General features: G+C 65.2%; 28 protein-coding genes and 1 tRNA gene. 7 read left to right on the top strand and 22 right to left on the bottom strand.

Features of this window, described 5'->3' with window-relative positions:
• Positions 1-131 precede the first annotated feature (131 nt).
• Both BRAGE_RS0135415 and BRAGE_RS0135420 read right to left on the bottom strand, forming a co-directional pair.
• Positions 132-1838, bottom strand: coding sequence for an FAD-dependent oxidoreductase (locus BRAGE_RS0135415; RefSeq protein ID WP_027561457.1), 1707 nt, complete (start codon positions 1836-1838; stop codon positions 132-134).
• 24 nt (positions 1839-1862) lie between these two features.
• The gene (locus tag BRAGE_RS0135420) at positions 1863-2051 is read right to left on the bottom strand and encodes a hypothetical protein (protein ID WP_027561458.1); all 189 of its coding nucleotides are present in this window, start codon (positions 2049-2051) and stop codon (positions 1863-1865) included.
• 316 nt (positions 2052-2367) lie between these two features.
• Between BRAGE_RS0135420 and BRAGE_RS0135425 the strand changes: the two genes are divergently transcribed.
• A tRNA-Thr gene (locus BRAGE_RS0135425) sits at positions 2368-2442 on the top strand.
• Positions 2443-4200: 1758 nt separating this feature from the next.
• On the opposite strand, the gene BRAGE_RS0135440 is transcribed toward BRAGE_RS0135425, so the two are convergent.
• The 4 genes from BRAGE_RS0135440 to BRAGE_RS56210 form a co-directional block, all read right to left on the bottom strand.
• Positions 4201-4674, bottom strand: coding sequence for a Crp/Fnr family transcriptional regulator (locus BRAGE_RS0135440; RefSeq protein WP_027561459.1), 474 nt, complete (start codon positions 4672-4674; stop codon positions 4201-4203).
• 130 nt (positions 4675-4804) lie between these two features.
• On the bottom strand, positions 4805-5437 hold the full coding sequence (locus tag BRAGE_RS0135445) for a ferric reductase-like transmembrane domain-containing protein (RefSeq protein WP_027561460.1): 633 nt from the start codon (positions 5435-5437) through the stop codon (positions 4805-4807).
• Between the two features lie 12 nt (positions 5438-5449).
• Positions 5450-5938 carry a twin-arginine translocation pathway signal gene (locus BRAGE_RS0135450; protein WP_027561461.1) on the bottom strand — a complete coding sequence of 163 codons (489 nt, stop codon included), beginning with the start codon at positions 5936-5938 and terminating at the stop codon, positions 5450-5452.
• Between the two features lie 200 nt (positions 5939-6138).
• Positions 6139-6315, bottom strand: coding sequence for a hypothetical protein (locus BRAGE_RS56210; RefSeq protein WP_167336542.1), 177 nt, complete (start codon positions 6313-6315; stop codon positions 6139-6141).
• Positions 6316-6570: 255 nt separating this feature from the next.
• Here BRAGE_RS56210 and BRAGE_RS0135460 point away from each other — a divergent pair, with 255 nt between their 5' ends.
• Positions 6571-7584, top strand: coding sequence for an LLM class flavin-dependent oxidoreductase (locus BRAGE_RS0135460; protein WP_027561462.1), 1014 nt, complete (start codon positions 6571-6573; stop codon positions 7582-7584).
• Positions 7585-7728: 144 nt separating this feature from the next.
• Here the strand turns inward: BRAGE_RS0135460 and BRAGE_RS0135465 are convergent, their stop codons facing one another.
• The 7 genes from BRAGE_RS0135465 to BRAGE_RS0135495 form a co-directional block, all read right to left on the bottom strand.
• Positions 7729-9438, bottom strand: coding sequence for a methyl-accepting chemotaxis protein (locus BRAGE_RS0135465; protein ID WP_051378256.1), 1710 nt, complete (start codon positions 9436-9438; stop codon positions 7729-7731).
• Between the two features lie 229 nt (positions 9439-9667).
• A complete protein-coding gene (locus tag BRAGE_RS0135470; protein ID WP_027561464.1) occupies positions 9668-10543 on the bottom strand; it encodes an amidohydrolase family protein in 876 nt (291 codons plus the stop codon).
• 13 nt (positions 10544-10556) lie between these two features.
• Positions 10557-10940: a RidA family protein gene (locus BRAGE_RS0135475; RefSeq protein WP_027561465.1), complete on the bottom strand. Its 384-nt coding sequence runs from the start codon at positions 10938-10940 to the stop codon at positions 10557-10559.
• A 25-nt stretch (positions 10941-10965) separates the two neighbouring features.
• On the bottom strand, positions 10966-11769 hold the full coding sequence (gene hpaH / locus BRAGE_RS0135480; RefSeq protein ID WP_027561466.1) for a 2-oxo-hept-4-ene-1,7-dioate hydratase: 804 nt from the start codon (positions 11767-11769) through the stop codon (positions 10966-10968).
• 3 nt (positions 11770-11772) lie between these two features.
• Positions 11773-12633, bottom strand: coding sequence for a fumarylacetoacetate hydrolase family protein (locus BRAGE_RS0135485; RefSeq protein WP_027561467.1), 861 nt, complete (start codon positions 12631-12633; stop codon positions 11773-11775).
• Positions 12634-12686: 53 nt separating this feature from the next.
• Positions 12687-13304, bottom strand: coding sequence for a flavin reductase family protein (locus BRAGE_RS0135490; RefSeq protein WP_027561468.1), 618 nt, complete (start codon positions 13302-13304; stop codon positions 12687-12689).
• 4 nt (positions 13305-13308) lie between these two features.
• Positions 13309-14274: a Bug family tripartite tricarboxylate transporter substrate binding protein gene (locus BRAGE_RS0135495; protein ID WP_027561469.1), complete on the bottom strand. Its 966-nt coding sequence runs from the start codon at positions 14272-14274 to the stop codon at positions 13309-13311.
• Between the two features lie 128 nt (positions 14275-14402).
• Between BRAGE_RS0135495 and BRAGE_RS0135500 the strand changes: the two genes are divergently transcribed.
• The 4 genes from BRAGE_RS0135500 to BRAGE_RS0135515 all read left to right on the top strand — a co-directional run bounded on the left by BRAGE_RS0135500 (position 14403) and on the right by BRAGE_RS0135515 (position 18076).
• A complete protein-coding gene (locus tag BRAGE_RS0135500; protein WP_027561470.1) occupies positions 14403-15194 on the top strand; it encodes an IclR family transcriptional regulator in 792 nt (263 codons plus the stop codon).
• 228 nt (positions 15195-15422) lie between these two features.
• Positions 15423-16718, top strand: a complete 1296-nt coding sequence (locus BRAGE_RS0135505; protein ID WP_027561471.1) for an O-acetylhomoserine aminocarboxypropyltransferase — start codon at positions 15423-15425, stop codon at positions 16716-16718.
• A gap of 4 nt (positions 16719-16722) precedes the next feature.
• A complete protein-coding gene (locus BRAGE_RS0135510) occupies positions 16723-17508 on the top strand; it encodes an alpha/beta fold hydrolase (protein WP_027561472.1) in 786 nt (261 codons plus the stop codon).
• 64 nt (positions 17509-17572) lie between these two features.
• Positions 17573-18076, top strand: a complete 504-nt coding sequence (locus BRAGE_RS0135515; RefSeq protein WP_027561473.1) for a DUF6496 domain-containing protein — start codon at positions 17573-17575, stop codon at positions 18074-18076.
• 236 nt (positions 18077-18312) lie between these two features.
• Here the strand turns inward: BRAGE_RS0135515 and BRAGE_RS0135525 are convergent, their stop codons facing one another.
• Both BRAGE_RS0135525 and BRAGE_RS0135530 read right to left on the bottom strand, forming a co-directional pair.
• Positions 18313-19266, bottom strand: coding sequence for an aliphatic sulfonate ABC transporter substrate-binding protein (locus tag BRAGE_RS0135525; protein WP_027561475.1), 954 nt, complete (start codon positions 19264-19266; stop codon positions 18313-18315).
• Positions 19267-19287: 21 nt separating this feature from the next.
• Positions 19288-19509, bottom strand: coding sequence for a hypothetical protein (locus BRAGE_RS0135530; RefSeq protein ID WP_027561476.1), 222 nt, complete (start codon positions 19507-19509; stop codon positions 19288-19290).
• A 390-nt stretch (positions 19510-19899) separates the two neighbouring features.
• Between BRAGE_RS0135530 and BRAGE_RS0135535 the strand changes: the two genes are divergently transcribed.
• Complete coding sequence (locus tag BRAGE_RS0135535) at positions 19900-20631, top strand: SDR family NAD(P)-dependent oxidoreductase (RefSeq protein WP_027561477.1); 732 nt, start codon at positions 19900-19902, stop codon at positions 20629-20631.
• A gap of 339 nt (positions 20632-20970) precedes the next feature.
• On the opposite strand, the gene BRAGE_RS0135540 is transcribed toward BRAGE_RS0135535, so the two are convergent.
• Genes BRAGE_RS0135540 through BRAGE_RS0135570 form a run of 7 tightly spaced genes read right to left on the bottom strand, consistent with a single transcriptional unit; the run spans position 20971 to position 26872 of the window.
• Positions 20971-21582 (bottom strand): pyridoxamine 5'-phosphate oxidase family protein, encoded by a 612-nt coding sequence (locus BRAGE_RS0135540; protein WP_027561478.1) that lies wholly within the window; start codon positions 21580-21582, stop codon positions 20971-20973.
• Between the two features lie 26 nt (positions 21583-21608).
• Positions 21609-22205, bottom strand: a complete 597-nt coding sequence (phnN, locus tag BRAGE_RS0135545) for a phosphonate metabolism protein/1,5-bisphosphokinase (PRPP-forming) PhnN (RefSeq protein ID WP_027561479.1) — start codon at positions 22203-22205, stop codon at positions 21609-21611.
• Entirely contained in the window at positions 22202-23359 is a 1158-nt protein-coding gene (locus tag BRAGE_RS0135550) for an alpha-D-ribose 1-methylphosphonate 5-triphosphate diphosphatase (protein ID WP_027561480.1), read from the bottom strand. Before BRAGE_RS0135550 ends, phnN begins: the two co-directional genes overlap by 4 nt.
• Before the next feature lie 5 nt (positions 23360-23364).
• The gene (gene phnL, locus BRAGE_RS0135555) at positions 23365-24063 is read right to left on the bottom strand and encodes a phosphonate C-P lyase system protein PhnL (protein WP_027561481.1); all 699 of its coding nucleotides are present in this window, start codon (positions 24061-24063) and stop codon (positions 23365-23367) included.
• Positions 24064-24085: 22 nt separating this feature from the next.
• The gene (gene phnK, locus BRAGE_RS0135560; protein WP_027561482.1) at positions 24086-24883 is read right to left on the bottom strand and encodes a phosphonate C-P lyase system protein PhnK; all 798 of its coding nucleotides are present in this window, start codon (positions 24881-24883) and stop codon (positions 24086-24088) included.
• A complete protein-coding gene (locus BRAGE_RS0135565) occupies positions 24876-25772 on the bottom strand; it encodes an alpha-D-ribose 1-methylphosphonate 5-phosphate C-P-lyase PhnJ (protein WP_027561483.1) in 897 nt (298 codons plus the stop codon). Before BRAGE_RS0135565 ends, phnK begins: the two co-directional genes overlap by 8 nt.
• Complete coding sequence (locus BRAGE_RS0135570) at positions 25769-26872, bottom strand: carbon-phosphorus lyase complex subunit PhnI (RefSeq protein ID WP_027561484.1); 1104 nt, start codon at positions 26870-26872, stop codon at positions 25769-25771. Before BRAGE_RS0135570 ends, BRAGE_RS0135565 begins: the two co-directional genes overlap by 4 nt.

Raw genomic sequence — 26872 nt, forward strand, 5'->3', positions numbered from 1 at the left:
CGGCAAAATGGCAAGCCTCATTCGACTTGCCATTTGCTTGTCTTGTCCTTGACTTATTGTTTGAGCACGATCTTTTCGGAAAACCGCTTCACACTTTTCGCTAACCCGGCCCTTCGGGTCCGGATCGTGCTCTAAAGCGCCGGTTTTGCGGCGTCGCCGAGATAGCCGTGCAGGGAGGCCACGACCTGTGCGCCCTCGCCGATGGCGCCGCCGACGCGCTTGACCGAGCCGGAGCGGACGTCGCCGACCGCGTAGACGCCCGGCACCGAGGTCTCGAGCGGCGCCACCAGCTTGCCCTGGTTCAGCTCGGACTGCGCGCCGGTGACGACGAAGCCGCCGCGATCGAGCGTCACGCCGCAGCCGTCGAGCCAACCGGTGGCGGGATCGGCGCCGACGAACAGGAAGAGGTTGCGGATCTCGGTTTCATCCTCGTCGTCCGACAGCCGGCTCTTCCAGCGGATACGCCGCAACAGCGAGGTCTCGTCGCCCTCGAGCGCGGTGATCTCGGTGTTGAACATCAATTCGATGTTCGGCGTCGCTTCGATGCGCTCGATGAGATAGCGCGACATGCTGGCCCCTAAGCCGCCGCCGCGGATGATCATCAGCACGCGCTTGGCGTGGCCCGACAGGAACACGGCCGCCTGCCCCGCCGAATTGCCGGCGCCGACCAGCGCCACCTCTTCGCCGGCGCAGAGCCGCGCCTCGACCGGCGAGGCCCAGTACCAGACGCCGCGGCCCTCGAACTTGTCGAGGTTGGCGATGTCAGGCCGTCGATAGCGCGCGCCACTCGCGACCACCACCGCGCGCGAGCGCAAGGTGTCGCCGCAATCCAGCGCCAGCGCGAAGGCGCCGTGGGCGCGCGAGCAGTCCAGCGATTTCACCGACATCGGAATCATGATCTCGGCGCCGAATTTCTGCGCCTGGGTGAAAGCGCGCCCCGCCAGCGCCTGGCCCGAGATGCCGGTGGGAAAGCCCAGATAGTTTTCGATGCGTGCGCTGGCGCCGGCCTGGCCGCCGAAAGCGCGGGTGTCGACGACCGCGACCGACAGACCTTCGGACGCCGCGTAGACCGCGGTTGCAAGTCCCGCCGGTCCGCAGCCGACGATCGCAACGTCGTAGATGCGATCGTCCTTGGCGCCGCCGATCATGCCGATCGCGCGGCCGAGCTGGGTTTCGCTGGGATTGCGCAGCACGGTGCCGTCGGCGGTGACGACGAGCGGCCAATCCTCCGGCTTCGGCGAATAGCGCGTGATGATCTCGGCCGCGTCATGCTCGCTGTCGGGGTCGAGCAGATGATGCGGCTGGCCGTTGCGGGTGAGAAAGCCTTGCAGGCGCACCACGCCGGCGGAGTGCGACGGCCCGATCAGCACGGGCCCGCCGATGCCGCCCTGGATCAGATTAACCCGGCGCAGGATCAGCGCGCGCATGATGCGCTCGCCAAGCTCGGCTTCGGCCACCAGCAGCGCACGCAGCCGGTTCGGCGGAACGAGGAGCACCTCGACCTCGCCCTCCGCGCGTCCGTCGACCAGCGCCGGCCTGCCCGAGAGCTGGCCGAGCTCGGCCAGGAACTGTCCCGGCCCCTGGTCTATCACCGGCGTGACGTGGCCGAGCCCGTCGCGCTGGGTGATGGCGACGTGGCCCGCCAGCACCACGAACATGCCCGGCCCTTGTTTGCCGGTCTCGAACAGCAGCTCGCCGTCCTTATAGCGCCTCAGCTCGCCGAAATGGCGCAGGCGCTCGATCTCGGCAGGCGCCAGCGCCGGAAAGGTCTGCTCGGGACGCGTGAACTGCGCCATAAGCGCGTTCCTGTCGGTTCGTTGCACCTCGTCCTGGGCCATCGTCATTCTCGCTCATTGCAAAATCTAGCCGCCGGCCTTTCCGGCGGCTCCCTCGTCGAGGGAACCATCGTCGTTTAGCGCGGGCTCGGTGCCTGCGGCGCGTTCGCGCGCCTGCAGCTTGCGCCGCTTCAAATTTTCGCGCAGCGCCGATTTCAGCCGGTCGTCCCGGGACGTCTTCGCCTGCTGTGCGCGCTTGTCGTTCTCGTCAGCCATCACGGCTCCATTCACGGGATCGGCGATAACATGCCCCATCAACGTGGCAGCTCAAGAGGCGCGCGCAATTCGATCGTGCGAAACTCCAAATGAGTCGAATCCGCCAAGTGGGCCAACTGGCCAGTTGGGCGGGGATATCGGAACCCGAATCGGCAGAAAGTCGACGGTTTCGCGCCAAAACGGGCATTTTGGCCTTGATATCGGACCGATTTTCTCGTTTTGACGGGACTAGCAAGCTTGCACAGGAGGGGGGCTTGTGGCAGATATCGGCCCGCTTGGTAGGCCCCCTTGGCGGCCGATTCTGATCCCAGCACATGCTGCCGTAGCTCAGTGGTAGAGCACTCCATTGGTAATGGAGAGGTCGACAGTTCAATCCTGTCTGGCAGCACCATTTCTTCGGTACAATCACGCGCAGATCAGCATTCTCGCGGCACCAAATGCCCGAGTTTTGCTCTCCTCTTTCGCCCTCCTGAACTGAAGAGGGCGCAGGGAAGGCCGGGTGCCGGCTGGCACCCATGATCCGCTGCGTGAAGAATTTGCACACGCAAATGCGCAGGCGGGAAACAGGTGGGCCGGAAAACACCCGGCCTTCCCTGCGCGATGGTCTGACGGCTTATACGCGCTCTCCCCGGAGCCGAGTTCCTTCTGGCCTCCGTCACCTCGCGAATTGGCGATGTCTAGAGGCCCGGTTGAGCCTCGATCCATCTCCGCAAGGCTTGACCGTAGCAACGACGGTCAGAACCACGCGCTTTCGCCGTACGCAGCTGGCCCGGCTTGGCTTGAGTAGCTTCGCCGGACACAGCGCCGTCCGTCTGCACGGAGCAAAGACCTCACGAGGTTCATCTCGCCCTGGTCCCGCATACCCATGCCTGGCGCTGCCGCGTCCACCGCACCCCGATCCACGTTCGACACGACGTACGATCGCCCCTCTCCGGGGATCGGGATGGCGAGATATTGCCGCAAATCCGAATTTCGGTAAAGTGGAATATTTTCGCAGGAGGGGATTGACGGGTTTTGGCGCGCAGGGGATGTGTTGCCCGACGGGTCGAGATTGCACCGCGCAGGTAAGGTTAATTCTTCCTTTCGATTGTCGGTAAAATTTTATCCATTATCGTCCTTGCCGTGGATGACGAGCAAGAGGCGTCGATAGTGTTTGCGTGTTGCCTGATCGTGACTGGGATTGCGTTGCTTCTGTCCGGCATAGTTGCCTTCGGTTTTCATAGAAATTCGCTGCACTCCTTGGCGTTGCTGTAATCGCATCAGAGAACCGGCTCCTACGCACGATCAATCCGCTTCGCCGATTTGATGTCCGGCAAACCGATCATCGTCCCGGCGCCGCTCGTAGGATGGGTAGAGCAAAGCGAAACCCATCAAGGGCTCGTGCGAACATGCAAAATGATGGGTTTCGCTTCGCTCTACCCATCCTACGCACTGGCAGGTTCATTGATGTCCACGGCTCTCTTGGCGTCCTGCGCAAAAGACACCGTCACGACGCTTTGCATGATCAAGGCGAGGATCAAGGAACGGGCGCGCATGAGCGCGTCTCCAACGCATCTCCTGCACCACAACCTGGAATATATTGCACGAATCCGCGAAGCAGGGAGTTGCGGCCCATCGACGCGCGCGAGCTGTGGCCTGGCCCCTTACCGGCATTTGAACTGCGCCGCTTGAGGCGCGCCCCCGCCACGGACCATGTGGTGACGAGCATTTGAAATATGCAGCCGCACTGTCCGTTTGCCCTCCAAATTCGTAGTGATAGTGTCGTGTTTCGCGGTCTGTCCGGGAGGACACAATGGGATGGTTTGACGGGCTGTTTGGAAGGACGTCGGCGCCTGCGACCCCACTCCTTGCGAGATTCAGGCGGAAATCACGGGCACCAACTGATCCTGATCTTCTGAAGATTGCCAAAGACCGAAAAGGGCATGTTTCGAAGAGAGCCGTGAGAGACGAATATAATCGGCTGCTCCTGGAGAAGTACGCGCACGATAAGTCGTGACTTCCAGCTAGCAGGACGGGCGGAGCGACTTGCCCGCCGGAGCTCAACGAGCGAAGGCGGAAGCGAGTGTCGTCGACGCCTTGCTGGGTGATGAAACGGTTCCGTGGCGAAGCAGGATGGGTTTCGCAAGTGCTCTAACCGTCCTACGAGTGATCAATTGCCATCACCCACCCGCCCGGCGAACCGATCATCGGCCCTTCGCAGCCGCCGGCACAGCTCGCGATTGATGTTCTGCAGAACGATCACGTAGGCGTGGATGTCGGCCTTGTAGCAGGCGTAGAGATTGTGGGCGGTCAGCTCGTACAGCACCGTCGGCATCTCCGCGATCACCGTGGCGGAGCGGTTCTGCATTTCGATCAGCGTCATCTCGCCGAAGAAATCACCAGGCTCCAGAACGGAGATCGGGACGACGCTCCCTGCAGTCGCTCGTTTGCTCACCGCGAGGCGACCGGACTTGACGATGAACATCGAGCGTCCCGGCTCGCCTTCCGCGACGACAATTGCGCCGGCCCCGAAGCGGCGCTCGACCAGCATCGACATCAGGAGCTCGAGGCTGGGGTCCGCAAGACCGCCGAAGAATGGCGTTGCGAGCAGGAACGCTTTCAGGTCGGGGGCAGTGACAGCCATTGCGCGAGGATACGCCCCGCCGCAATCTGCGGCAAGCAAAGCGCAGCTCGTAGGATGGGTAGAGCGAAGCGAAACCCATCATGCTTCCGCGCGGACAAAGTGCGATGGGTTTCGCTTCGCTCTACCCAACCTATGCGGGCTCACTGCCGCGCAGCGTCCTTCGCTTTCGCCACACCTGAAGATCAATCATGGCCTTGACGGTCGCCGCAAGCACCAGCGCACACAACGCCGCCTTCGAGATCGTCTCCATCGTCCCCTCGATCAGCAGGCAATGGGCGACGCTGCCGGCGACGATGACGACCGCCAGCGGCATATGAACGAAGCGCCAGGTTCGCGGCCGCAGGCCCAATCGCCGGCGCAGGAGGGCCAGTAGCGCGACGGCGAAGATGGCCCACATGGCGGTGACGCCAAAGGGAGAGAATGGCGTCGGCGATGTGTAGGTCAGCGCGTCGATCATATCAGGTGGACTGGTGACCCAGAGGCCGGCGACGTGGATCACGATCGCCAGCGCAAGCGCGCCGCCGATCCAGTGATGCGCACGCCGTCCGCGATAGGCCGAGAACCCCGGCAGATATCCACCGATCAGCAGGGGCTGAACGAGCACGAGCGCGAGGGCAACGATCCCGGCGAAGCCGGCGAGGATGTAGACCGGACCGCGCCATGCGAGTTGCTCGCTTGTTGCGGCGGCGGCGATCGGCACGCCAATGACTAAAGCAAGGGCAACCCAGATCAGGATCACCCGGGCGAGCTTCCACCCCGTCATTCGCTGGTTCGCTCAGGCGGACTGAAGGACGAAGTGCGCCTCGAGGCTGGTTTCCTTCGGGCTCCGCATCACCGGCCGCAGGAACACGGTCTTGAATTCACCGCTGTCATAGGCGAGGTGACCGTGCGGCTGGCCGAAGATCGGAATGATCTGCGGCATCTCGAGGCGGAACTTGCCATCCTTGTCGGTGAGCGTGGCGCCGTGACTTTGCGGCTCGTGCTCCTGGCCTTCGACCGTGTGCGCCCAGATCTGGATGCGCTGTCCGGCGAGCGGCGCCCCGTCGCCGGCGCGGCGCACGGTGCCGCTCATCCAGAAGCCGCCCTTGCCGATCCGCTCCACGATCGGCGCGCCCCTGCGATAATTGTTCGCCCCGCCCGACATGGTTTCGGTCGGCGCGAGGCCTTCGGCACGGGCGGGCACCAAAAGCCCGGATGCGCCGGCTGCAAGGAGAGTGCCGCCGGCGGCGAGGAGGGTGCGGCGGTTAAAGACGACCGTGGTCATGTCAGGTCCTCCGGGCGACCGTGCAATGGCTTGGCTCCGGCAAGGGTACAACAACAGGCGCAAAACGCCCAGTTGAGACAAAGGGCGCCATAGGTCGCAATAACAGGGTTGTGAACGAAGGCCGCGTCGTCGCAAACGGACGCCAAACGACATGGCGACCGCGGGTCTTGCCCTTATCCATCTACCAAGAAAGGCGCCGTTCAGCCACGCTTGCCCTGTCCTCGTTCAAGGCGGAGCCTTTGTGCTCTCATGCGCTTGATCTCTTCGTTGAGAGCGTCGGTTTTTTCATCGAGGCGTGAATTCTCTGATTTCGGCTCGTCGCGCTGACGTATCTTTTCGAGCGCTTTCTCAACCGAGAGCTTGGTCGAATCGGCCATGACATCTCTCCTGGAAGAAAATCGAAGCAGCCAATGCCGGCAATGAAAATGAAGCCAGGTTCCGAATGTTGACGTAGGTCAAACCTGCGCGGAAGTCCGCTGGATCGAAAACGTCGGCCGGGCAGTTCGCCGGTCACCTACGACAATTCCGAATGGTATCGTTGCGTGTCCAATCGCACTGCAACGCTAACATCTGCCCGGGACGGTACTACATATGGAGCCCCGGCGCGCTGCGCCCCTCACCGGACCTCTCGCATGATTCCCTTCTCCGTGCTCGACCTCGCACCCATCCGCCAGGGCGGCGATGCGGCGCAGGCGTTCCGCAATTCGCTCGACCTTGCCCAGCACGCCGAACGCTGGGGCTTCAAGCGCTTCTGGCTGGCCGGGCATCACAACATGACGGGGATCGCGAGCGCGGCGACATCGGTGGTGATCGGGCATGTCGCGGGCGGCACTAAAACCATCCGCGTCGGGTCCGGCGGGATCATGCTGCCGAACCATTCACCGCTTGTCATCGCCGAGCAGTTCGGCACGCTGGAATCGCTTTATCCCGGGCGGATCGATCTCGGCCTTGGCCGCGCCCCGGGCACCGACCAGTTCACGGCGCGGGCCCTGCGGCGCGATCTCGCCACCACGTCCGAGAATTTTCCGCATGACGTGCTGGAATTGCAGGCGCTGCTCGGTGACGTGCAGCCGAACCAGGCGATCCGCGCCGTGCCGGGCATGGGGACGAAGGTGCCGCTCTGGATCCTGGGATCGAGCACGTTTGGCGCGCAGCTTGCGGCCATGCTCGGCCTGCCCTTCGCCTTCGCCTCGCATTTCGCGCCGCAGATGATGATGCCGGCGCTGCGCGAATATCGTGCGCGCTTCGAGCCGTCGGCGCAGCTCGACAAGCCCTATGCGATGATCGGCGTCAACGTGTTCGCCGCCGACAGCGACGCGGAGGCGCAGCGCATGTTCTCCTCACTGCAGCAGCAGTTCATCAACCTGCGCCGCGGCACGCCGGGACCTCTGCCGCCGCCAGTCGAAGACATGGATACGCTGTGGTCGCCGGCCGAGAAGGCCGGCGTCGGGCAGTCGCTGTCCTGCTCCGCGGTCGGCTCGCCCGCCGTGGTGGAAGAGAAATTGAGGGCGCTGATCGCCGAGACCGGCGCGGACGAATTGATGACCACGGGCCAGATCTACGACCACGCCGCCCGGCTGCGCTCGTTCGAGATCGCAGCCGAGGTGCGGGATCGGCTGACGCAGCAGCCGGCGGTGAGTGCCTGAGCACTGTGAGAGTTCTTGGCCTTCATGGTTCGAGACGCCCGCCGTTGGCGGGCTCCTCACCACGAGGGTCTAACAGCAACACAGGACCTCATCCCGAGGAGTCCGCGTAGCGGGCGTCTCGAAGGATGGCCGCGTTGAAGCCGCTCACGCCGCCCTGATCGAGTTCATGAAGCCGGCGACGCCGCGCTTGAGGCGTGCGCTTTCGCCTGCGAGCGATTGCGCGGCCGCCTGGACCTGCGCGGAGGCACCGCCGGTCTCGGAGGCACCGCGCTGGACGTCGGCGATGCTGGCTTCGACCTGCGAGGTGCCGGCGGCTGCACGCTGGACGTTACGGGAGATCTCCTGCGTCGCCGAGCCCTGCTGCTCGACCGAGGTCGAGATCGCCGCGGCGATTTCCGAGATGCGTCCGATGGTCGTCCCGATCTCCTTGATCGCCGTGACCGAATCGCGCGTTGCGGACTGGATGTCGGCGATCTGCTGGCTGATCTCGTCGGTCGCTTTTGCGGTTTGCTCGGCGAGCGACTTCACTTCGGAGGCGACCACGGCAAAGCCACGGCCGGCATCGCCGGCGCGTGCGGCCTCGATGGTGGCATTGAGCGCCAGCAGATTGGTTTGGCCGGCGATGGTCTGGATGAGATCGACGACGTCGCCGATCCGGCCCGCGGCCTGCGACAGCTCGCTGATGCGCGCGTCGGTCTTCTGCGCCTGGCTGACGGCCTCGCCCGCGATCCGCGCGGAGGTTTCGACCTGACGGCTGATCTCGCCGATCGAGGAGGCAAGCTCCTCGCTCGCCGCGGCCACCGAATGCACGTTCGACGACGCCTCGCCCGACGCCGTGGAGGCGCGGTTCGAGACCTGCGAGACAGTATCGGCGGTCTTCGACAACGTGGTCGACGACGTCTCGAGCTGGCCGGCCGCGACCGAGACGAGCTCGATGATCTCACCGACCTCGCGCTCGAACTGATCGGCCAGCCGGTTCATGTCGGCCTTGCGCGCTTCGACTTGACGCTGCTCGGCGAGCGCATGTTCCTCGCGCAGGCGGCCGGTCTCGATCATGGCGTCGCGGAACACTTCAACGGTCCGCGCCATCTCGCCGATCTCGTCGTGGCGGTCGGCATGCGCGACGGGCGCCTCGAGCTGACCTGCGCTGAGCGAGGCCATGCGCTCCTTCAGGGCAGACAGCGGCTTGACCACGCTGCGGCCGACGGCCCAGGCGATCGCGATCGAGATCAACATCAGGACGGCGATGACGATCGAGGCGGTCTGCACCATCGACCAGAAGGAATTATCCACCTCCGACATGTATTCGGCCGAGCCGATCATCAGGTTCCACGGCGCGAAACCGCGCGTGAACGCGACCTTGTCCAAGGGCGTGGCATCGCTGCCGCTGCGCCGGAACGAATAGCGCAGGGTGCCCTGGCCCTTTCTGGCAATGTCCATCAGCGCGACCGCGAACAGCATGCCGTTGGCATCCTTGTTCGGACGCATGTCCTTGCCGACGAATTGCGGAATGCCGGGATTGGAGACGCAGAGCCCTGTCTCGTAATCGTAGATGTACGCGTAGTTGGTGTGGTCTTCGTACCAGACGTAATTATTGGCTTCGAGGAAGCGCTTCTTGGCCTCTTCCTCGGTCATCTGGCCGGCCTTGTAGGTCTTGTAATAGCCGTCGGCGAGGTTCCACACGATATCGACAGCGGCGTGCGCCTTCTCGACGCGCTCGGTGACAAGCTGGCCGCGGGCGATCCACAGTACGGTCGAGGCGACCAGCGCCATGCAGATGGCGGCGACCATGGTCATCAGAGCGAGCTTGGCGCCAATCGAACGAAGGGAAATCAGCTTCTTGAGAGCCGGCATTCTGCCTCTTCGGTGTTGTTGGGCGCCGCGCTCGAAAAAACAGGGCGGCTGCCGTCACGAGGTGGGAATGCCGAAAATTAGAGCAAATCTGTTAAGGAACTCATTTACGCCACGAATGGGCCGCGGGTGTTATCTCGGGATTAATACGGAGATGCCGGCCAAAATGATCGTGCCGGCTCCGCGTCGTCAGGCGCAGGCCGGCACGAGGCGAAGCGCGGTGGTCCAACCGCTAGTCCGGAAACCCGAACAGCTTGGCCGGATTGTGCACCAGAATCTTCTCCAGCTCCGCCTGATCGGGCGCATAGCGGTACATCAGCTCGAGCAGATCGGCATCGTTCGGCGGCTGCTTGACGGAGACCGGGTGCGGCCAGTCGCTGGCCCAGACGCAGCGGTCGATGGCCGCCTCGATATAGGTGCGCGCGATCGGGATCACGTCGTCGTAGGGAGCGCCGGCCTTCGAGGTCTTCTCACCAAGCGACAGCATGACCCAGAAATTGCCCTTCTTGAGCAGCTCCAGCATCTTGCGCAGGTTCGGATCGTTCTTGCCGGCTTCCGGGTCAGGGCGCGCCATGTGGTCGATCAGCACGGGCACGTCGAGATTCTCGTACTTGGCGACGCTGGAGACGATGCCGTCCTTCTCCGGCTGGATCTTGACGTACCAGCCGAGCTCGCGGATCCGGGCGATGGCGCGGGCGAAGTCGGCATCCGACAGCACGGCGCCGAGCTCCTGGCGGAAACTGAAGCGCGCGCCGCGCACGCCGGCGTCATGCAGCTTGGCGAGATACGAGTCGCTCGCCTCGGCGAACACCAGCGCGTTGGCGCAGCCGCGATAGTTCGGGCCCATCGCGGCGAGGCCGTCGAGCACGACGGCATGGTCGGCGCCGTAGGTCGTGGTCTGCACGATGATGCCGCGCTCGATGCCGAGCGTCTTGTGCATGCGGAGCGCCGCCTCCCAGGTGGCCGTCGGCATCCGATAGGCGGCGCCGGGACGCTCCGGATATTTGTCGATCGGACCGAGCACGTGGAACTGGCTGTCGACGGTCTTCGGCGGCGGAGCCTTCACCGGGCGGCGCGGATTGGGATCGAACGGCAGATAGGTCGGCATGCGCAAAAACTCCTCAGTCGATCACGGCGGTGAAGTCGCACTGCACCAGCGCGCCGCCATCCATGTTGTCCATCGGCAGCGCGTGGCGTGCCGGGCGCGAATGCTCGTCCGGAAACATCTTCAGCCACTCGACATTGACCGGGCCGCGTTGCGTGCGATCCTTCAGCCACACGGTCATCTTGATGATGTCGTCGGTGGTGCCGCCGGCGGCTTCCACCGTCGCCTTCATATGCGCGAACATGTTGGCGCATTGCGCATCGAGACTCTCGGGCATCACGCCGGCCGCATCGCGGCCGAGGATGACGCCGGACATCACGAGATTGCCGATGCGGCAGGCGTTCGGGATCGGATTGGCGTGCTTGAAGCCGCCGATATGGATGCTCTTGCGCCGTGTCATGATGCGCTCCCTGCTTGTTGTTGGTTCAGACGAACTGGCACGACACCGAGCCGAACGCGCCGTAGTCCGCGTGGAACGTGTCGCCGCGGCGGATGTCGACGGGCCGCGTGAACGATCCTGCCAGCACCACCTCGCCGGCCGCGAGATGCTCGTCATGCGGCGCGAGGCGATTGGCGAGCCAGGCGATGCCATTGGCGGGATGGTTGAGCACACCGGCGGCAAGGCCGGTCTCCTCGACCTCGCCGCTGCGGAACAGCAGCGCGCCGATCCAGCGCAGGTCCGCATCCATCGGGCGGATCGGCCGGCCGCCGAGCACCAGCGCGGCATTGGCCGCATTGTCCGAGATCGTGTCCATGACCTTGCGCGTCTTGCCCGTCTCGGGGTCGACGCGATGCATGCGGGTCTCCAGGATCTCCAGCGCCGGCGTGACGTAGTCGGTGGCGTTGAGCACGTCGAAGATGGTGCAGTCGGGTCCGCGCAGCGGCGCCTTCAGCACGAAGGCGAGCTCGACCTCGATTCTTGGCGCATGGAAGCGGTCGAACGGGATCGGCGTCGCATCGGCATAGAACATGTCGGCGAACAGCACGCCGTAATCGGGCTCGTTGATGCCGACCGCATTCTGCATCGCCTTCGAGGTCAGGCCGATCTTATGCCCCCTGATGACGCGGCCACGGCCGAGCTGGAGTTTGGTCCAGGCGCGCTGGATGGCGTAGGCGTCCTCGATGCTGAAGTCGGGATACTCTTTCGAGAACATCGGGATCAGCGCCTTGGTGCGCTCAGCCTCGTCGAGGCGCGCGGCTAGGCGTTCGATCGTCGCGGTATCCAGCATGATTTAACTCTCCGCGGCGACGGTGTTGCGCAGCACGCCGAGGTGCGTCGATTCGACCTCGACGACATCGCCGACCTTGAGCCAGCGCGGCGGGTCGAACCGCGCGCCGGCGCCCGTCGGCGTGCCCGTCACGATCATGTCGCCGGGCTTTAGGGTAGCGAAGGTGGAGAGATAGGAGATCAGGAAGTCGAACGGGAACATCAGCCGCTCGGTCGTGTCCTGCTGCCGCACCTCGCCGTTGACGCGGGTGATAATGTCATGCGGCCCGCGCGGGTCGAGCTCGTCCGCGGTGACGATCCACGGCCCGATGCTGCCGGAGCGATCGAAATTCTTGCCCTGCGTGACGTTGAACTTACCGTGGCGCAGCCAGTCGCGGATCGTGCCCTCGTTGCACAGTGTCATGCCGAAGATGTGCGCCCAGGCTTTCTCGCGCGGGATGTGACGACCGCCCTGCCCGATCACGATGACGAGCTCACCTTCGTAATCGAGCTGGTCGGAGACGTCAGGCTTCTCCAGCGGCTGGCCGGAGCCCGTCATCGACGACATGCTGCGCACGAACAGGCTGGGATATTTGGGCAGGTCGGAATTGTCTTTGTATTCGGCGTTGCGCTCGGCGTAGTTGACGCCGATGCACCAGAGCTTTTCCGGCGCCAGCACCGGCGGCAGCAGCACGAGATCTTCCAGCGCGTGATCCGGCTTCTGTCCGGCCGCGGCCTCTTGTGCGTCGGCCAGCGCGTTCGCGGCGATCAGCGCCTTCACGTCGGAAAAGTCGCGGCCGATGCGCTTGGTCAGATCGACCACGCCGCCTTCAACGGCCGCGCCATAGCGCGGCTCTCCGTCCAGGAGATAGCTTACGAGTCGCATTGTCGTTTCCTCCAATGATTTTCAGCCGCAGGCCGCCGCGCTTGGCCGCGCGCTCAGTCTTTCGATTTGGGCGTCTGGAACACGGTGTTCAGCGTCACGATCTCGCCGAGGCGGGCGTAGCGCGGCCCGCCGATGCGCGCGATCGGATCGAGCGCCTTGGTCTCGACCTTGCCGTCGTTGACGAGGCCGTCGCGCAAATGGAACATCACGACCTCGCCGACGATGAGGCGGCTCTTGGCGTCGCCGAATTCGAGGCATTGGCGGAAGCGGCATTCCATCGCGACCGGCGCCGCTGCGAGCCGCGGCACCCTAATGCGCTCGCATGGCACCGTCTCCAGCCCGAGATGCTCGACCTCGCTGATTTCAGGCGGGTGCTCGACGGAGCTGTCGTGCACCGCAGACATCAGCGGGGTATCGGCGATGTGGATCACATATTCCTCGGTGTCGAGGATGTTGTGCGCGGTGTCCTTGTAGTCGGCGCCCTTGCGGCCGACGCTGATGGCCAGCATCGGCGGCTTCTGAGAGACGAAGGTGAAGGCGCTGAACGGCGCGAGGTTGAGCACGCCCTTGCTCGAGAGGCTCGTCACCCACGCGATCGGGCGCGGCACCACGATGCCGGTCATCAGGCGGTAGATGCGCTCCGCGCCGAGCTCGATGGGATCGATCCGCATGCGATCAGTCAGCCTTGATGTTGGCCTTGCGCACGACCGGAATCCACTTGGCGTCCTCGCGCTCGAGATAAGCCCTGAACTCCGCGGGCGTCATCGCTGTTGCTTCGCCGCCGAGCTTCTCGAACTTGTCGACCACGCCGGGGTCTTTCAGGATCGCAACCAGCGTCTCGTGCAGCTTGTCCACGATCGGCGCCGGAGTGCCGGCCGGTGCGAACAGGCCGGTAAAGGTCTGGCCGTCAAAATCCTTGTAGCCGAGCTCGATGAAGGTCGGCACGTCAGGCAGCGACTTCAGGCGATGCGGGCTGGTGACCGCGAGTGCGCGGAACAGGCCGGCCTTGATGTGCTGGAGGCTGACCGTGAGCTGGTCGAATGCGAACTGCACCTGGCCGCCCAGGAGGTCGTTGATCGCCGGCGCGTTGCCGCGGTAGTGCGCGGTGACCCATTGCAGGTCGAGGTTCGACTGCATCAGCTCGCTGAGCAGGTGGTTGGTGGTGCCGGGGCCGGGCGAGGCCATGGTCAGCTTGCCGGGCTCGCGCTTGGCGAGCTCGATGAATTCCTTGAACGTGTTGGCCTGCACCGACGGATGCACTTCGAGCACCAGCGGCGTCATCGAGATGGTCGAGATGGGGAGGAAGTCCTTCTTCCAGTTATAGGCCTCGCGCTTGTTGATCTCGGTCGCGAACAGCACCGGGCCGTTGGCGCCGACGAACAGCGTGTAACCGTCGGGTGCCGACTTCGCGAAGGCTTCGCCCGCGATCATGCCGCCGGCGCCGGCCTTGTTCTCGATGATGAAGGGCTGGCCGAGCTTTTCCTGGAGCTTGTCGGCGATGATGCGCGCCGCGCTATCGACATTGCCGCCGGCTGGATAGGGCACGATCAGCTTGACGTTGCGCGCCGGCCATTGCTCGGCTGATGCGGGCCCCGCCAGCATCGCGGCTGCGGCAGCTATGGCAATCCAGATTAATCTCATGTTAACCTCCCGGCGGCGCTTCCAATTTCAGGTCGGTTGCCCCGACGTGGCAAGGCATCCCGACGGAAGCGCAATCTCCAGATGCGCGCTTTACCTGTCGAGCGAATTGTGGCGTTCTTGTCCATATTATGGACAGAGCAAAATCCGCCCGCAGCGCCATGGAACCACGGCAAGGCGCGCAAACGATCCGGCGCGCGCTCGCAGTGCTGCGCATTCTTGCCGCAGGCCGCGAAGACGGCGTGCCGCTGACAGAAGTCGTGCGGGCGACTGGCCTCACCCGTCCGACCGTGCATCGCATCGTCCATGTGCTGATCGAGGAAGGCATCGTCGAGCGCAACGAGAAGAGCGGCCGCTACGCGATCGGCAACCAGGTGCCGGAATTGGCGCTCGCGCGTCCGCGGCCGTCGCGGCTGCTGGTGGCCGCCAATCCATCCCTGCGGCGCGCCTCCGCCGAGATCGGCGACACGCTGTTCCTGACGGTGCGGACCGGCAACGACACGCTGTGCGTCGATCGCAGGATCGGGGTCTATCCGATCCAGGTGCTGTCGATCGAGATCGGCGCGCGCCGGCCGCTCGGCGTCTCCAGCGCCGGCGTCGCGATCCTCGCCGCGATGCCGGCGCAGGACGCGCGAAAAATCGTCGCAGCCAACGAGAAGCGGTTCGAGGCCTATCACACCGACGTCGCGACCGTGCTGGGCGAGGTCACCGCGGCGCGCAAGCGCGGCTACTACATGAGAGAGATCGGTCTCGTGCAGGGCACGAAATCGATCTCGACCTGGATCAAGACGCCGGATGGCCAGCCGGCGGCAGCGATGACGGTCTCCGCCGTTCGGACGAGGCTCGGGCCAAGGCGTGAGCAGGAGGTCGCGGAGATCCTGCTGCGGGAGGCGCGGATCATCGAGCAGGCGATCGGCGGGTAGCTTCGTCTCTCCCCGCGTGCGGGGAGAGACCGGAATTTGCGTAGCAAATTCCGGGTGAGGGGGAGTCTCCGCGAATCGAACTCTCACCTTCCCCGGGGAGGCTCCCCCTCACCCCAACCCTCTCCCCGCAAGCGGGGCGAGGGGCGCATCACCGCTGTCAATGGGCTGACGTGCCGCTCCGTTTTATGGCACAAGAGCCGCCTCGCCGACTGACCAACGAGGCCACGCATGCCCGCGCCGAAACCGCCTGCCTTCGAGACCCTGAGCCTGCATGCGGGCCAGCATCCGGACCCCGCGACCGGCGCCCGCGCGGTGCCGATCTACCAGACCACGTCCTACGTGTTCCAGGATTCCGACCACGCCGCCGCGCTGTTCAACCTGGAGCGCGCCGGCCACATCTATACGCGCATCTCCAACCCGACCACAGGCGTGCTGGAGGAGCGGCTTGCGGCGCTCGAAGGCGGGGTCGGCGCGATCTGCACTGCGAGCGGCATGGCCGCACTGCATCTGGCCGTCGCGACGCTGCTCAATGCCGGCGACCACATCGTGGCGTCGAGCTCGCTCTATGGCGGCACCATCAACCTTCTGGCGCACACGCTGCCGCGCTTCGGCATCACGACCACGTTCGTGAAGCCGCGCGATCTCGATGCGTTCCGCGCGGCGATCAAGCCGAACACGAAGCTTGTGATCGGCGAGACCATCGGCAACCCCGGCCTCGAGGTGCTCGACATTCCCAAGGTCGCGGCGATCGCGCATGAGGCAAAGATCCCGCTGCTGATCGACAACACCTTTGCCACGCCCTATCTCAGCCGCCCGATCGAGCTGGGCGCCGACATCGTCATGCATTCGGCGACAAAATGGATCGGAGGCCACGGCATCGCGATCGGCGGCGCGATCGTAGACGGCGGCCGCTTCGACTGGCGCGCATCGGGCAAGTTCGGCGTGCTGACCGAGCCCTATGGCGGCTATCACGGCATCGTCTTCGACGAACAGTTCGGCACGGCGGCCTTCATCATGCGTGCCCGCACCGAAGGGCTGCGCGATTTCGGCGCCTGCCTGTCGCCGACCAACGCGTTCCAGCTCTTGCAGGGCGTCGAGACGCTCGGCGTGCGCATGGATCGGCACATGCAGAACACGCATCTCGTGCTGGAGGCGCTGAAGTCGAACAAGGCTGTCGACTGGGTGCTGCATCCCTCGCTGGAGGATCACACGGACTACCAGCTCGCAAAGACACTGCTGCCGCGCGGCGCCGGCTCGATCGTCTCCTTCGGCATCAAGGGCGGCCGGCCCGCGGGGCGCAAGTTCATCGAGTCGTTGCGCATGATCAGCCACCTTGCCAATGTCGGCGACGCCAAGACGCTGGTGATCCACCCCGCTTCGACCACGCATCAACAGATGGACGCCGAACAGCTCAGGGCGGCCGGCATCGGCGAAGAGCTGGTGCGGCTCTCGGTCGGCATCGAGACGGCAAGCGACATCATCGACGATCTCGCGCAGGCGCTGCGCATCTCGCAAAAGGTCTGACACCATGAAGCTCTCCGTCAACGGCGCCGAGGTCTTTGTTGCGACCGGCGGCCGCGATTTCGACAAGTCGCTGCCTACGGTCGTCTTCCTCCATGGTGCCGGCTTCGACCGTTCGAGCTGGGCGCTGCACACACGCTGGTTCGCCCATCACGGTTATGGCGTGCTGGCGCCAGACCTGCCCGGCCACGGCCGCTCGCCCGGTCCCTCGCTTTCAAGCATTGCGGAGATGGCCGACTGGACGGCTGCGCTGCTCGATGCAACGGGTGCTGCGAAGGCGCATCTGATCGGACATTCCATGGGCTCGCTGATCTCGCTGGAGACGGCGGCACGGCACCCCGACAAGGTCTCCGCGCTGAGCCTGATCGGCACGGCTGCGACCATGACGGTCGGCCCGGATCTGCTCAAGGCTGCCGAAGCCAATTCGCAGGATGCCAACGACATGGTCTCGATCTGGGGACTCGGCTTCAAGGCCGAGCTCGGGGGCAGCCTCGCGCCGGGTCTGTGGATGCATGGCGGCGCGCAGGCGGTGTTGAAGCATTGCGAGCCGGGCGTGCTGTTCAGGGATTTGTCGGCGTGCAATGCTTATGCGAACGCGCTTGCCGCCGCCGCGAGCGTCAAGGTACCGACGACGCTGATCCTCGGCGAGCGGGACATGATGACACCGGCGAAGGCGGGCAAGGCGCTCGCGGCCGCGATCCCGCATGCGAAGACCGTCGTGGTGCCGGGCGCGGGCCACATGATCATGGCCGAGCGGCCTGACGAACTGCTGGCGGCCTTGAGGGCCCGATAGGATCAATCTTCCGCGTCGTGCGTTGCGGTCAGATACCCCTGTGACTGAGACGGGATTCTGACCCATGCCAAGACGGGAAGTCATTCGCAAAGCGAAGCAGGACAAGCGTGCCGGCAAATCGGCGAGCACGCAGGCCGGCGAGTTCGTCAAGGACGAGATCGACAAGATCAGGAAGGGCAAGCACGGCGCGCGCTCGACGAAACAGGCCATTGCCATTGGCCTGTCGGAGGCGCGCCGCGCCGGCGTCGACCTGCCGCCGCCGCGCAAGGGCCGCACCAAGAAATCGACCCGCCGCAGCGCCAAATACGCCTATGAGGTCGGTCAGGGCAAACGAACGCCGAAGCGCCGGCCAAAAGTGTCGCGCGCTGTCGAGGGCGTCATGAAGAAGGAGCCGCGCTCGACCGCGTCCCGGAGCGCGCTGTCGAAGCAGGGCAAACGCGCCGCCAGCCAGCGCACCGCAGCGTCACGTTCGGCCGCCGCGCGGAAGGCCAGTCATACCAAGGGAGCGAAGGTCCGCTCCGCTGCGGCAAAGAAGGCGGCACGCACCAGGGCGCGCCGCAAAGGTTGATCAGCCTCGCTGATTCCGGAGCCGGCGCGGCCGCATGTGAGAAACAGTTCCCCCGCGCCGCATCCTTCGAGACGCCCGCTTTGGCGGGCTCCTCAGGATGAGGTCGGAGTTCGCGACCGCATTCTCGGCAGCACCGCTGCTGCTTAGCCTCATCCTGAGGAGGCGCGTCAGCGCCGTCTCGAAGGACGAGGCGCGCGCACGGAAAGTCGCCGAGAGCCCGTCTGCAACAGCACCGCTCACGAACCCGGCGTCCATTTCCAGACGATGTCGGAGACATTGACCGGTTTCGGGATCAGGCCGAGCTTTGCAAAGCGGTCGGCGACGGCCTGCTGGATCTTGATGACCTCGGCGTCGAGCGGCACCACGCTATAGGTCGAGCGATTGACAAAACGACGGACAGCTTCGATGTCGACGCCGGTCGCCTCCGACTGCGCCTTCGCGACTTCCTCGTGGTGCGCCTCCGCCCACACGCCTTCCGCGGCGAAGGTCGTGTTGAGCCTGGCGACCAGCGACGGATATTTTTCGACGAAATCCGTGTTGGCAATGTAGAACGCGTTCGGCTTGTGCACGTCCTTGTCGAAAACGAGAACGCGCGCGCCCTCCTTCAATTCGGCGAGCGCCAGATACGGATCCCAGATCGACCAGGCGTCGACCGAGCCCTTCACGAAGGCCGCCGTCGCATCCGCCGGCGCGAGCGGCGCCGGGATGATGTCGGACCAGGACAGGCCGGCCTTTTCGAGTGACGCGACCAGGAGGTTATGCGCGCTCGATCCCTTGCCGAAGGCGACGCGCTTGCCCTTGAGATCGGCAAGCGTCTTGATGGACGAGTCCTTCGGCACGATGATGGCCTGGTTGTCGCCTTCGGACCTCACCGCGGCAACGTAACGAATCTTGGCGCCGCCGGCCTGCGCGAAGATCGGCGGCGTATCGCCGACAAAGCCGAAGTCGACGCTGCCGACATTGATGGCCTCCAGCAGCGGCGGGCCGAACTGGAAGTCGATCCATTTGATCTCGATGCCGAGCGGCTTGAAGGCATTTTCGAGCGTCTGGCGTTGGCGCACCGCGGGGAAGAAGCCGCCCTTCTGCGTGCCGATGCGGATTTCCGCCGGCTTGTCCTCGGCGTGCGCGGGGGCGGCCAGGACGGTGGCGAGCAGGAGAGTCGTTGCGAGGATGTGGCGCCTGGTAATCATATCGTGGTCCTTTCGATGAGATCAGGTGGCGAACAGTTGGGAATTGGCGCGGCGGCTCCGCTCGGAGAACACGGCGCGGGCAGCGCGCTCCGCATCTCGCGCGGAGCGGAACTGCCGGCCCTCGAGACTGTCGAACAGGCGCTCGGAGGAGAAGAAGCGGAAGCCGCGTTCATCGCGGGTGATGATGCCGGCGGCACGGTCGTGGATCTCGATGATGTAGGCGTTCGGCTGGATCTGGAACATGGCTGCTCGTTCGCCGAAGTCTCGGCGTTCCTGTCTTGGGATTTGCGGTGTGGGAGCTGCTAGACGGCGGTCAGGAGCAACAACAGGCGCCGGTTGCCGCCGAGAAACAGCGCCGCGTCATGCAAGCGTGCATGTCGTTCGGATTGCGCTGGTGATCGATTCTCACGGTACGGCTTAAGGGCTCAAGGAGCAGTTTCGACGCTTCGAATATCGAGCGGTTGGTGCGATTGGTCAATGAAATGGCTATCCATATTTGTCGAGAGCGCGCTGGAGCGCTTCTCCCGCGGCAAGCACCGGCAGCCGGATTCATCTCGCGATGAGTTCAACGCGCGGGAGCGGCGGGCATGCTACGCTTCCGTTGGACACAAGAGAAAATCGGGAGATACGGCTATGGCGAATGATCTGAAAGGGCGCACCGCGCTCGTGACCGGCGGCTCGCGCGGGATCGGCGCGGCCGTCTGTCGTGCGCTTGCCGACGCAGGCGCTGCCGTGGCGATCAATTGCCGCGAGCAGATTGGACAGGCCGAGCAGCTGGCCGGCGAGATCAGCAGGCAGGGCGGCCGTGCCATCGTCGTTGCCGCCGACGTCTCGCAGCGCGAGGCCGTGGCCGACATGATCGAGCGCGTCAGCGGCGGGCTCGGACCCATCGACATCCTCGTGAACAATGCCGGCATCGCCATCACGCGCGGCGTCGACGACCTCACCGAGGACGATTTCGACCGTACCATCCTGGTCAATCTGAAATCGGTGTTCCTGTGCACGCAGGCGGTGCTGCCGTCGATGCGCGCGCGCAAATGGGGCCGCATCGTCAACATCTCCTCGGGCGCGGCGCGCGGCGCCGGCTCGATCGGCCCGCACTACAATGCATCCAAGGCCGGCATGGAGGGCCTGACGCGGGGTTATGCCGCGCGGCTGGTCAAGGAAGGCATCACCGTCAACGCGGTGGCGCCGTCGCTGATCGAGACCGACATGATGAGCGGGCAACCGCAACTCGTCAGCCGCATCCCGCTCGGCCGTTTCGGCACGGCGGACGAGGTGGCGAAAGCCGTGATGCTGCTGGTGGAGAATGCCTACATGACCGGGCAGACCATCGCGCTGAGCGGCGGGATGGCGTTTAACTAGAGCGCCTAGCACCCGTGACGCACGCCCTCTTCCAACTCGGGGAATATCGTAGGGTGGGCAAAGCGACTTGTCCGCCGTAGCTCGAAGAGCGAAGGCGGAAGCATGCCCATCATTTGCGTGTGATTGGTGAGAATTCGTGGGCACGGCGCAAATGCGCCTTTGCCCACCCTACGAATCTCTCTCTTCACCTCGCCCCGCTTGCGGGGAGAGGTCGGATTGCATCGAAGATGCAATCCGGGTGAGGGGGTACAGGTCCCACGACGATCTCACGTGTGGAGAGAGGCCCCTCACCCCGCCCTCTCCCCGCAAGAGCGGGGCGAGGGAGAAGAGAGAGCGAGATCACCACATCGTGGCGGCAGCGCGCGCCGGCCAGATGCGGTCGTACTCCTCGCCGCCGACCTTGTTCTCGCTCATCTCGGCAAGGATCTGGCCCGGCGTCGGCAACGTCCTGGGGTCGATGCGCTTGTCGGGATTCCAGAGGTCGGAGCGGACGATGGCGCGGGCACACTGGAAGTAGATCTCGTCGACCGCCATCACCATGACGCTGCGCGGCGCCTTGCCGTCGACCTTGAACGAATCGAGCAGCTCGGAATCGACCGAGAGATGGGCGCGGCCATTGGCGCGGATCGCGTTGCCGGAGCCGGGAATCAGGAACATCAGCGACACGCGCGGATCGCGCACGATGTTGCGCAAGGAATCGACCCGGTTGTTGCCGCGGCGGTCCGGCAGCATCAGCGTCTTCGGATCGTGGATGCGGACGAAGCCGGGGAGATCGCCGCGCGGCGAGCAATCGATGCCCTCGGGGCCGATGGTCGCGAGCGCTGCAAACGGCGCCTTCTCGATAAAGATGCGGTAGAGCGGGGTGACGTGGTCGGCGACTTTCACGGTCGAGGCGTCGTTGGTGACGCCGTAGATGGCTTCAAGCTGTTCGACCGTTTCGATCACCGACATTCCACTCTCTCCTGTTCTGCCGGCGGTTACTCGTGCCAGCATTCGTTCCTGATGATGCGCACGAGCTGGCGGCTATGGTAGTCCGCGCTGCCGGCATTGAGGATGGTGACATCGGCCAGCGTAGCCGCATCGTCGACGCTGCGCGCGAGGCGGTCCGCGATATTGCCGTCACTCACCCGCGCCCGCGCGGCAAGCCGCTGCGCCAGCACGTCCGGCGGTGCCGTGATCGCGACCACGACGACGTTTGCATAGGCCTTGCGCAGCGCGCCGATCACCGTGCGCGAGACGTTGACGACGACGGCGCGGCCGGCGCGGATGTCGTCGTTGATTTCGAGCGGCAGCGCGTAGGAGTGCCCGTGCGCCTCCCAGTGCACGGCAAAATCGCCGTGATCGAGCGCGCGGCGGAAGTCGTCAAAACTCATCGCGATGTTGTCTTCGGCCGCGGAGGATTCGCGCGTCACGACGCGGCGCGGGAAGACGATGTCGTGATCCTCGATGCAGGCCGCCTGTGCGAGCCGCAGCAAGGTATCCTTGCCGGCGCCGCTGGGACCGACCACGAGCACGAGCCGCCCGGGGCCGATCGCGCCCGCCTCATCCTGCGCCATGGCCATCGTCTCGCTCATGCGACGCGGTGTCCTTCGCGCCAGACGCTGCGGACGACGGGAACGTGGCCGGCGACATGCACGCGGATCAGGTCCGCGCGCTTGCCGGTCGCGATCTCGCCGCGGTCGGTGAGGCCGACCGCCTCGGCCGGCGCCTTGGTCACGGTGCGAACCGCGGCCGGCAGGCTGATCGCCGGCACATGCTCGGGCAATTGCAGCGCGGCCATCAACAGGCTCGACGGAATGTAGTCGGACGAGAGGATGTCGAGCAGGCCTTCGCGGGCGAGATCGACCGCGGCGATGTTGCCGGAGTGCGAGCCGCCGCGCACCACGTTCGGCGCGCCCATCAAAATGTCGATGCCGGCCTGGTGCAGGCCGCGCGCGGCCTCCAGCGTGGTCGGGAATTCCGCCACCGACACGCGATCGCGCACGGCGTCGGCGACGTTCTCCTCGGTGGTGTCGTCGTGGCTTGCGAGCGGAATGTTGTGCTCGTGCGCCAGCGCCACGATCTCGCGCATGTTGGCCGCGGCATAGAGCCTCTGATATTCGAAACGCTTTGCGAACAGCTCGTCGAGCTCGGCATCGGTCTTGCCGCCGCCCTTGCCGCGGTAATAGTCGCGCAGCTTGACCTCGTCACGGAACTGGCGCTGGCCGGGCGTGTGGTCCATCAGCGACATCAGCTTGACGTCGGGACGGTCGATCAGCTCCTTGGCCTCCTCGACCACGCTCGGCATCGGGATCTCGCAGCGTAGGTGCAGGAAGTGGTCGGCGCGGAGCAGGCTGGCCTCGCGCGCAGTCGTGATCGCGGCGGCGAGCACACCGGCACGGCCATCGACCTCCTCGGCGCCGTCCTCGCGCCAGACCCGGAGCGAGTCGAAAACCGTGGTGATGCCTGACGTCGCGAGCTGGCCGTCATAGGAGATCACGGCGGCGACCGGATTCCAGAACACTTTTGGGCGCGGCACGTAATGCGCTTCGAGATGGTCGGTGTGGAGCTCGATCAGGCCGGGCATGATGAGGTCGCCGCCGGCATCTTCCGCGCCCGCGGGTGCAGTCCCATCGCCGATCTCGGCGATGCGTCCGTCGGCAAGAGCGAGCCAGCCCTGCTCGATCACCCGGTCAGCCAGCACGATCCTGGCGTTGGCGACCACAGTTTCCTTCGGCTTCATTTCCATTCCCTTCAGGCCGCGGCGGCAAAGCTGGTGACGTCGACGATGCGGTCGGCAATCAGATGACGGATTTCGTCGTCGTGGACAATGGCGACCATGGCGACGCCCTGGCACTTCTTCTCGGCGACCAGCTCGACCACGACGGCGCGGTTGGCGGCATCTAGCGAGGCCGTCGGCTCGTCCAGCAGCAGGATCGGCAGGTCCGAGATGAAACCGCGCGCGATGTTGACGCGCTGCTGCTCGCCGCCGGAGAAGGTCGCGGGCGGCAGCTGCCAGAGGCGCTCGGGGATGTTGAGACGATGCAGCAGCTCGCCGGCGCGGGCCTGCGCGTCAGGCCGGCTCATGCCGTTCACGATCAGCGGCTCGGCGACGACGTCGATGGTCGCAACGCGCGGCACGGCGCGCAGGAACTGGCTGACATAGCCGATGGTGGAGCGGCGGATGTTCAGAACCTGGCGCGGCTCGGCGGTGGCGAGATCGACCACCGCGCCGCGATGGCGGATGCCGATGCGGCCGCTATCGCAGCGGTAATTGCCGAAGATCATCTTCAGGATCGACGACTTGCCCGCCCCCGATGGGCCCGACAGCACGACGCATTCGCCGGGGTTGACCTGGAACGTCACGCCGCTGACGACCGGCAGCTCGATGCCGCCTTGCAGGTGCATCGTAAAGGTCTTGCCGGCGTCGGTGATGTCGATCATGGCGGTCATAGGCTGGCTCTTGTTGGAAGTCTCATGGCGGCAGAATCGAGGAGACGAGGAGCTGGGTATAGGGCTCGCGGGGATCGTCGAGCACCTGGTCGGTGAGGCCGGTCTCGATGACGCGGCCGCCCTTCATCACCATCACGCGGTGCGACAACAGGCGCGCGACCGCAAGATCGTGGGTGACGATGATGACCGCGAGATGCAGCTCGGCGACGAGGCTACGCAGAAGGTCGAGCAGGCGGGCCTGCACGGAAACATCGAGGCCACCGGTCGGCTCGTCCATGAACACCAGCCGTGGCTCGGTGACGAGATTGCGCGCAATCTGGAGGCGCTGGCGCATGCCGCCGGAATAGGTACGCGGCGCATCGTCGATGCGCGCTGTGTCGATCTCGACGCGGGTGAGCCAGTCGGAGGCAGTGTCGCGGATGCGGCCATAGTGATTCCAGCCCACCGCCATCAGCCGCTCACCGACATTGGCGCCGGCCGAGACCGCCATGCGCAGGCCCTGCGCGGGATCCTGGTGCACATAACCCCAATCGGTGCGGAACAAAAAGCGCCGCTCGGCTTCGCCCAGCGTCGTGAGATCGCGGGTGACACCGTCGCGCATCCGGTACGACACCTGGCCCGCGGTCGGCGCGAGCTGGCCCGACAGCATCTGCAACAGTGTCGACTTGCCCGAGCCGGACTCGCCGACGATCGCCAGCACCTCGCCGGGATAGAGCGCGAAGGAGACGTCGCGGCACGCGGCGATGCGGCCATAGGACTTGCTGAGGGTCTCCGCGACCAGCAGCGGCTGGTCGCTTTCGAGCGTATCGAGATCAGCCATGTGAACTCCCCTGCGCCTTCTCCTTGTACGGCGCGGCGCTGAGGCTGCCGTGATGGCCCGCGCCCTGGCGGCCCTCGCAATAGTCGGTGTCGGAGCAGACGAACATGCGCCCGCCCTTGTCGTCGGTGACGATCTCGTCGAGATAGGAATTTTCGGCGCCGCACAGCGCGCAGGGCGCGTTGAAGCGGTAAGGCTCGAACGGGTGATCCTCGAAATCGAGCGACACCACCTGCGTGTAAGGCGGGATCGCGTAGATGCGCTTCTCGCGGCCGGCGCCGAATAATTGCAGCGCCGCGCAATTGTCCATCTTGGGATTGTCGAATTTCGGCGTCGGCGACGGGTCCATCACATAGCGTGCGTTGACCTTCACCGGATAGGCATAGGCGGTCGCGATGTGACCGAAGCGGGCGATGTCCTCATAGAGCTTCACATGCATCAGGCCGTATTCGGCAAGCGCATGCATGCGCCGCGTCTCGGTCTCGCGCGGCTCGAGGAAGCGTAAGGGCTCCGGGATCGGCACCTGGTAGACCAGCACCTGGTTCGCGTGCAGCGTCGTCTCCGGGATGCGGTGACGGGTCTGGATCACCGTCGCCTCGTCGGTCGCCGTCGTCGTGGCGACGCCCGCGGTCTTGGCGAAGAACTTTCGGATCGAGATCGCGTTGGTGGTGTCGTCGGAGCCCTGGTCGATCACCTTGAGCACGTCGGCGGGACCGAGGATCGCGGCCGTCACCTGCACGCCGCCGGTGCCCCAGCCATAGGGCATCGGCATCTCGCGGCTGGCGAACGGCACCTGATAGCCGGGGATCGCGATCGCCTTGAGGATCGCGCGGCGGATCATCCGCTTGGTCTGCTCGTCGAGATAGGCGAAGTTGTAGGCGGGCGCGTTCATTCCGCGGCCTCCTTCATGGCATCGGGCGCGTTGGCATCAGCGAATTCCTTGCGCAGCTTGCGGAGCAGGCCGAGCTCGGACTGGAAGTCGACGTAATGCGGCAGCTTCAGATGCTCGACGAAGCCGGTCGCCTGGACGTTGTCCGAATGCGACATCACGAATTCTTCATCTTGCGCGGGGGCCACGGCCTCTTCTCCGAGCTCGCGGGCGCGCAGCGCGCGGTCGACCAGCGCCATCGACATGGTCTTGCGCTCGCTCTGGCCGAAGGCAAGGCCATAGCCGCGGGTGAAGCACGGCGCTTCCGTCGCAGAGCCCTTGAACTGGTTGACCATCTGGCACTCCGTGAGCTCGATCGAGCCGAGCGGCACCGCGAAGCCGATGTCCTCCGCGAAGAATTCGACCTCGACCTCGCCGAAGCGGATCTCGCCGGCGAAGGGATGGTTGCGGCCATAGCCGCGCTGCGTCGAATAGCCCATCGCCAGCAGGAAGCCCTCATCGCCGCGCGCGAGGTTTTGCAGGCGCAGATCGCGATCAGCCGGAAAGTTCAGCGGCTCGCGGGTGAGATCGCCCACGCTGGCGCCCTCCTCGGCCTGCGGCGAGGATTCGATCAGCCCGTCGCGGCCGAGAATGTCGGTCACGCGCGGCGTCGCCGCGCTCGAGGCTTCGGCCGTCGCGGGCGCCTCCGGCACGAAGCCTTCGGCGAGCGTGGGATCGAGCAGGCGGTGGGTATAGTCGAAGGTCGGCCCTAAGATCTGGCCGCCGGGGATGTCCTTGAAGGTCGAGGACACCCGCCGCTGCACGCGCATGGCGCCGGTATCGACCGGCTCGCTCGTACCGAAGCGCGGCAAGGTGGCGCGGAAGGCGCGGACCAGGAAGATCGCCTCGATCAGATCGCCGCGGGCCTGCTTGATCGCGAGCGCCGCGAGCTCGCGGTCATAGAGCGAGCCCTCGCTCATGACACGGTCGACGGCGAGGCCGAGCTGCTCCGAGATCTGGTCGAGGGTGACCTCCGGAACGCTTTGATCGCCGCGCCTGGCATTGGCGAGCAGGCGATGGGCGTTCTCGATGGCGCGTTCGCCGCCTTTGACTGCGACATACAT

The sequence above is a fragment of the Bradyrhizobium genosp. SA-4 str. CB756 genome (genome assembly GCF_000473125.1).
GTDB lineage: Bacteria > Pseudomonadota > Alphaproteobacteria > Rhizobiales > Xanthobacteraceae > Bradyrhizobium > Bradyrhizobium arachidis.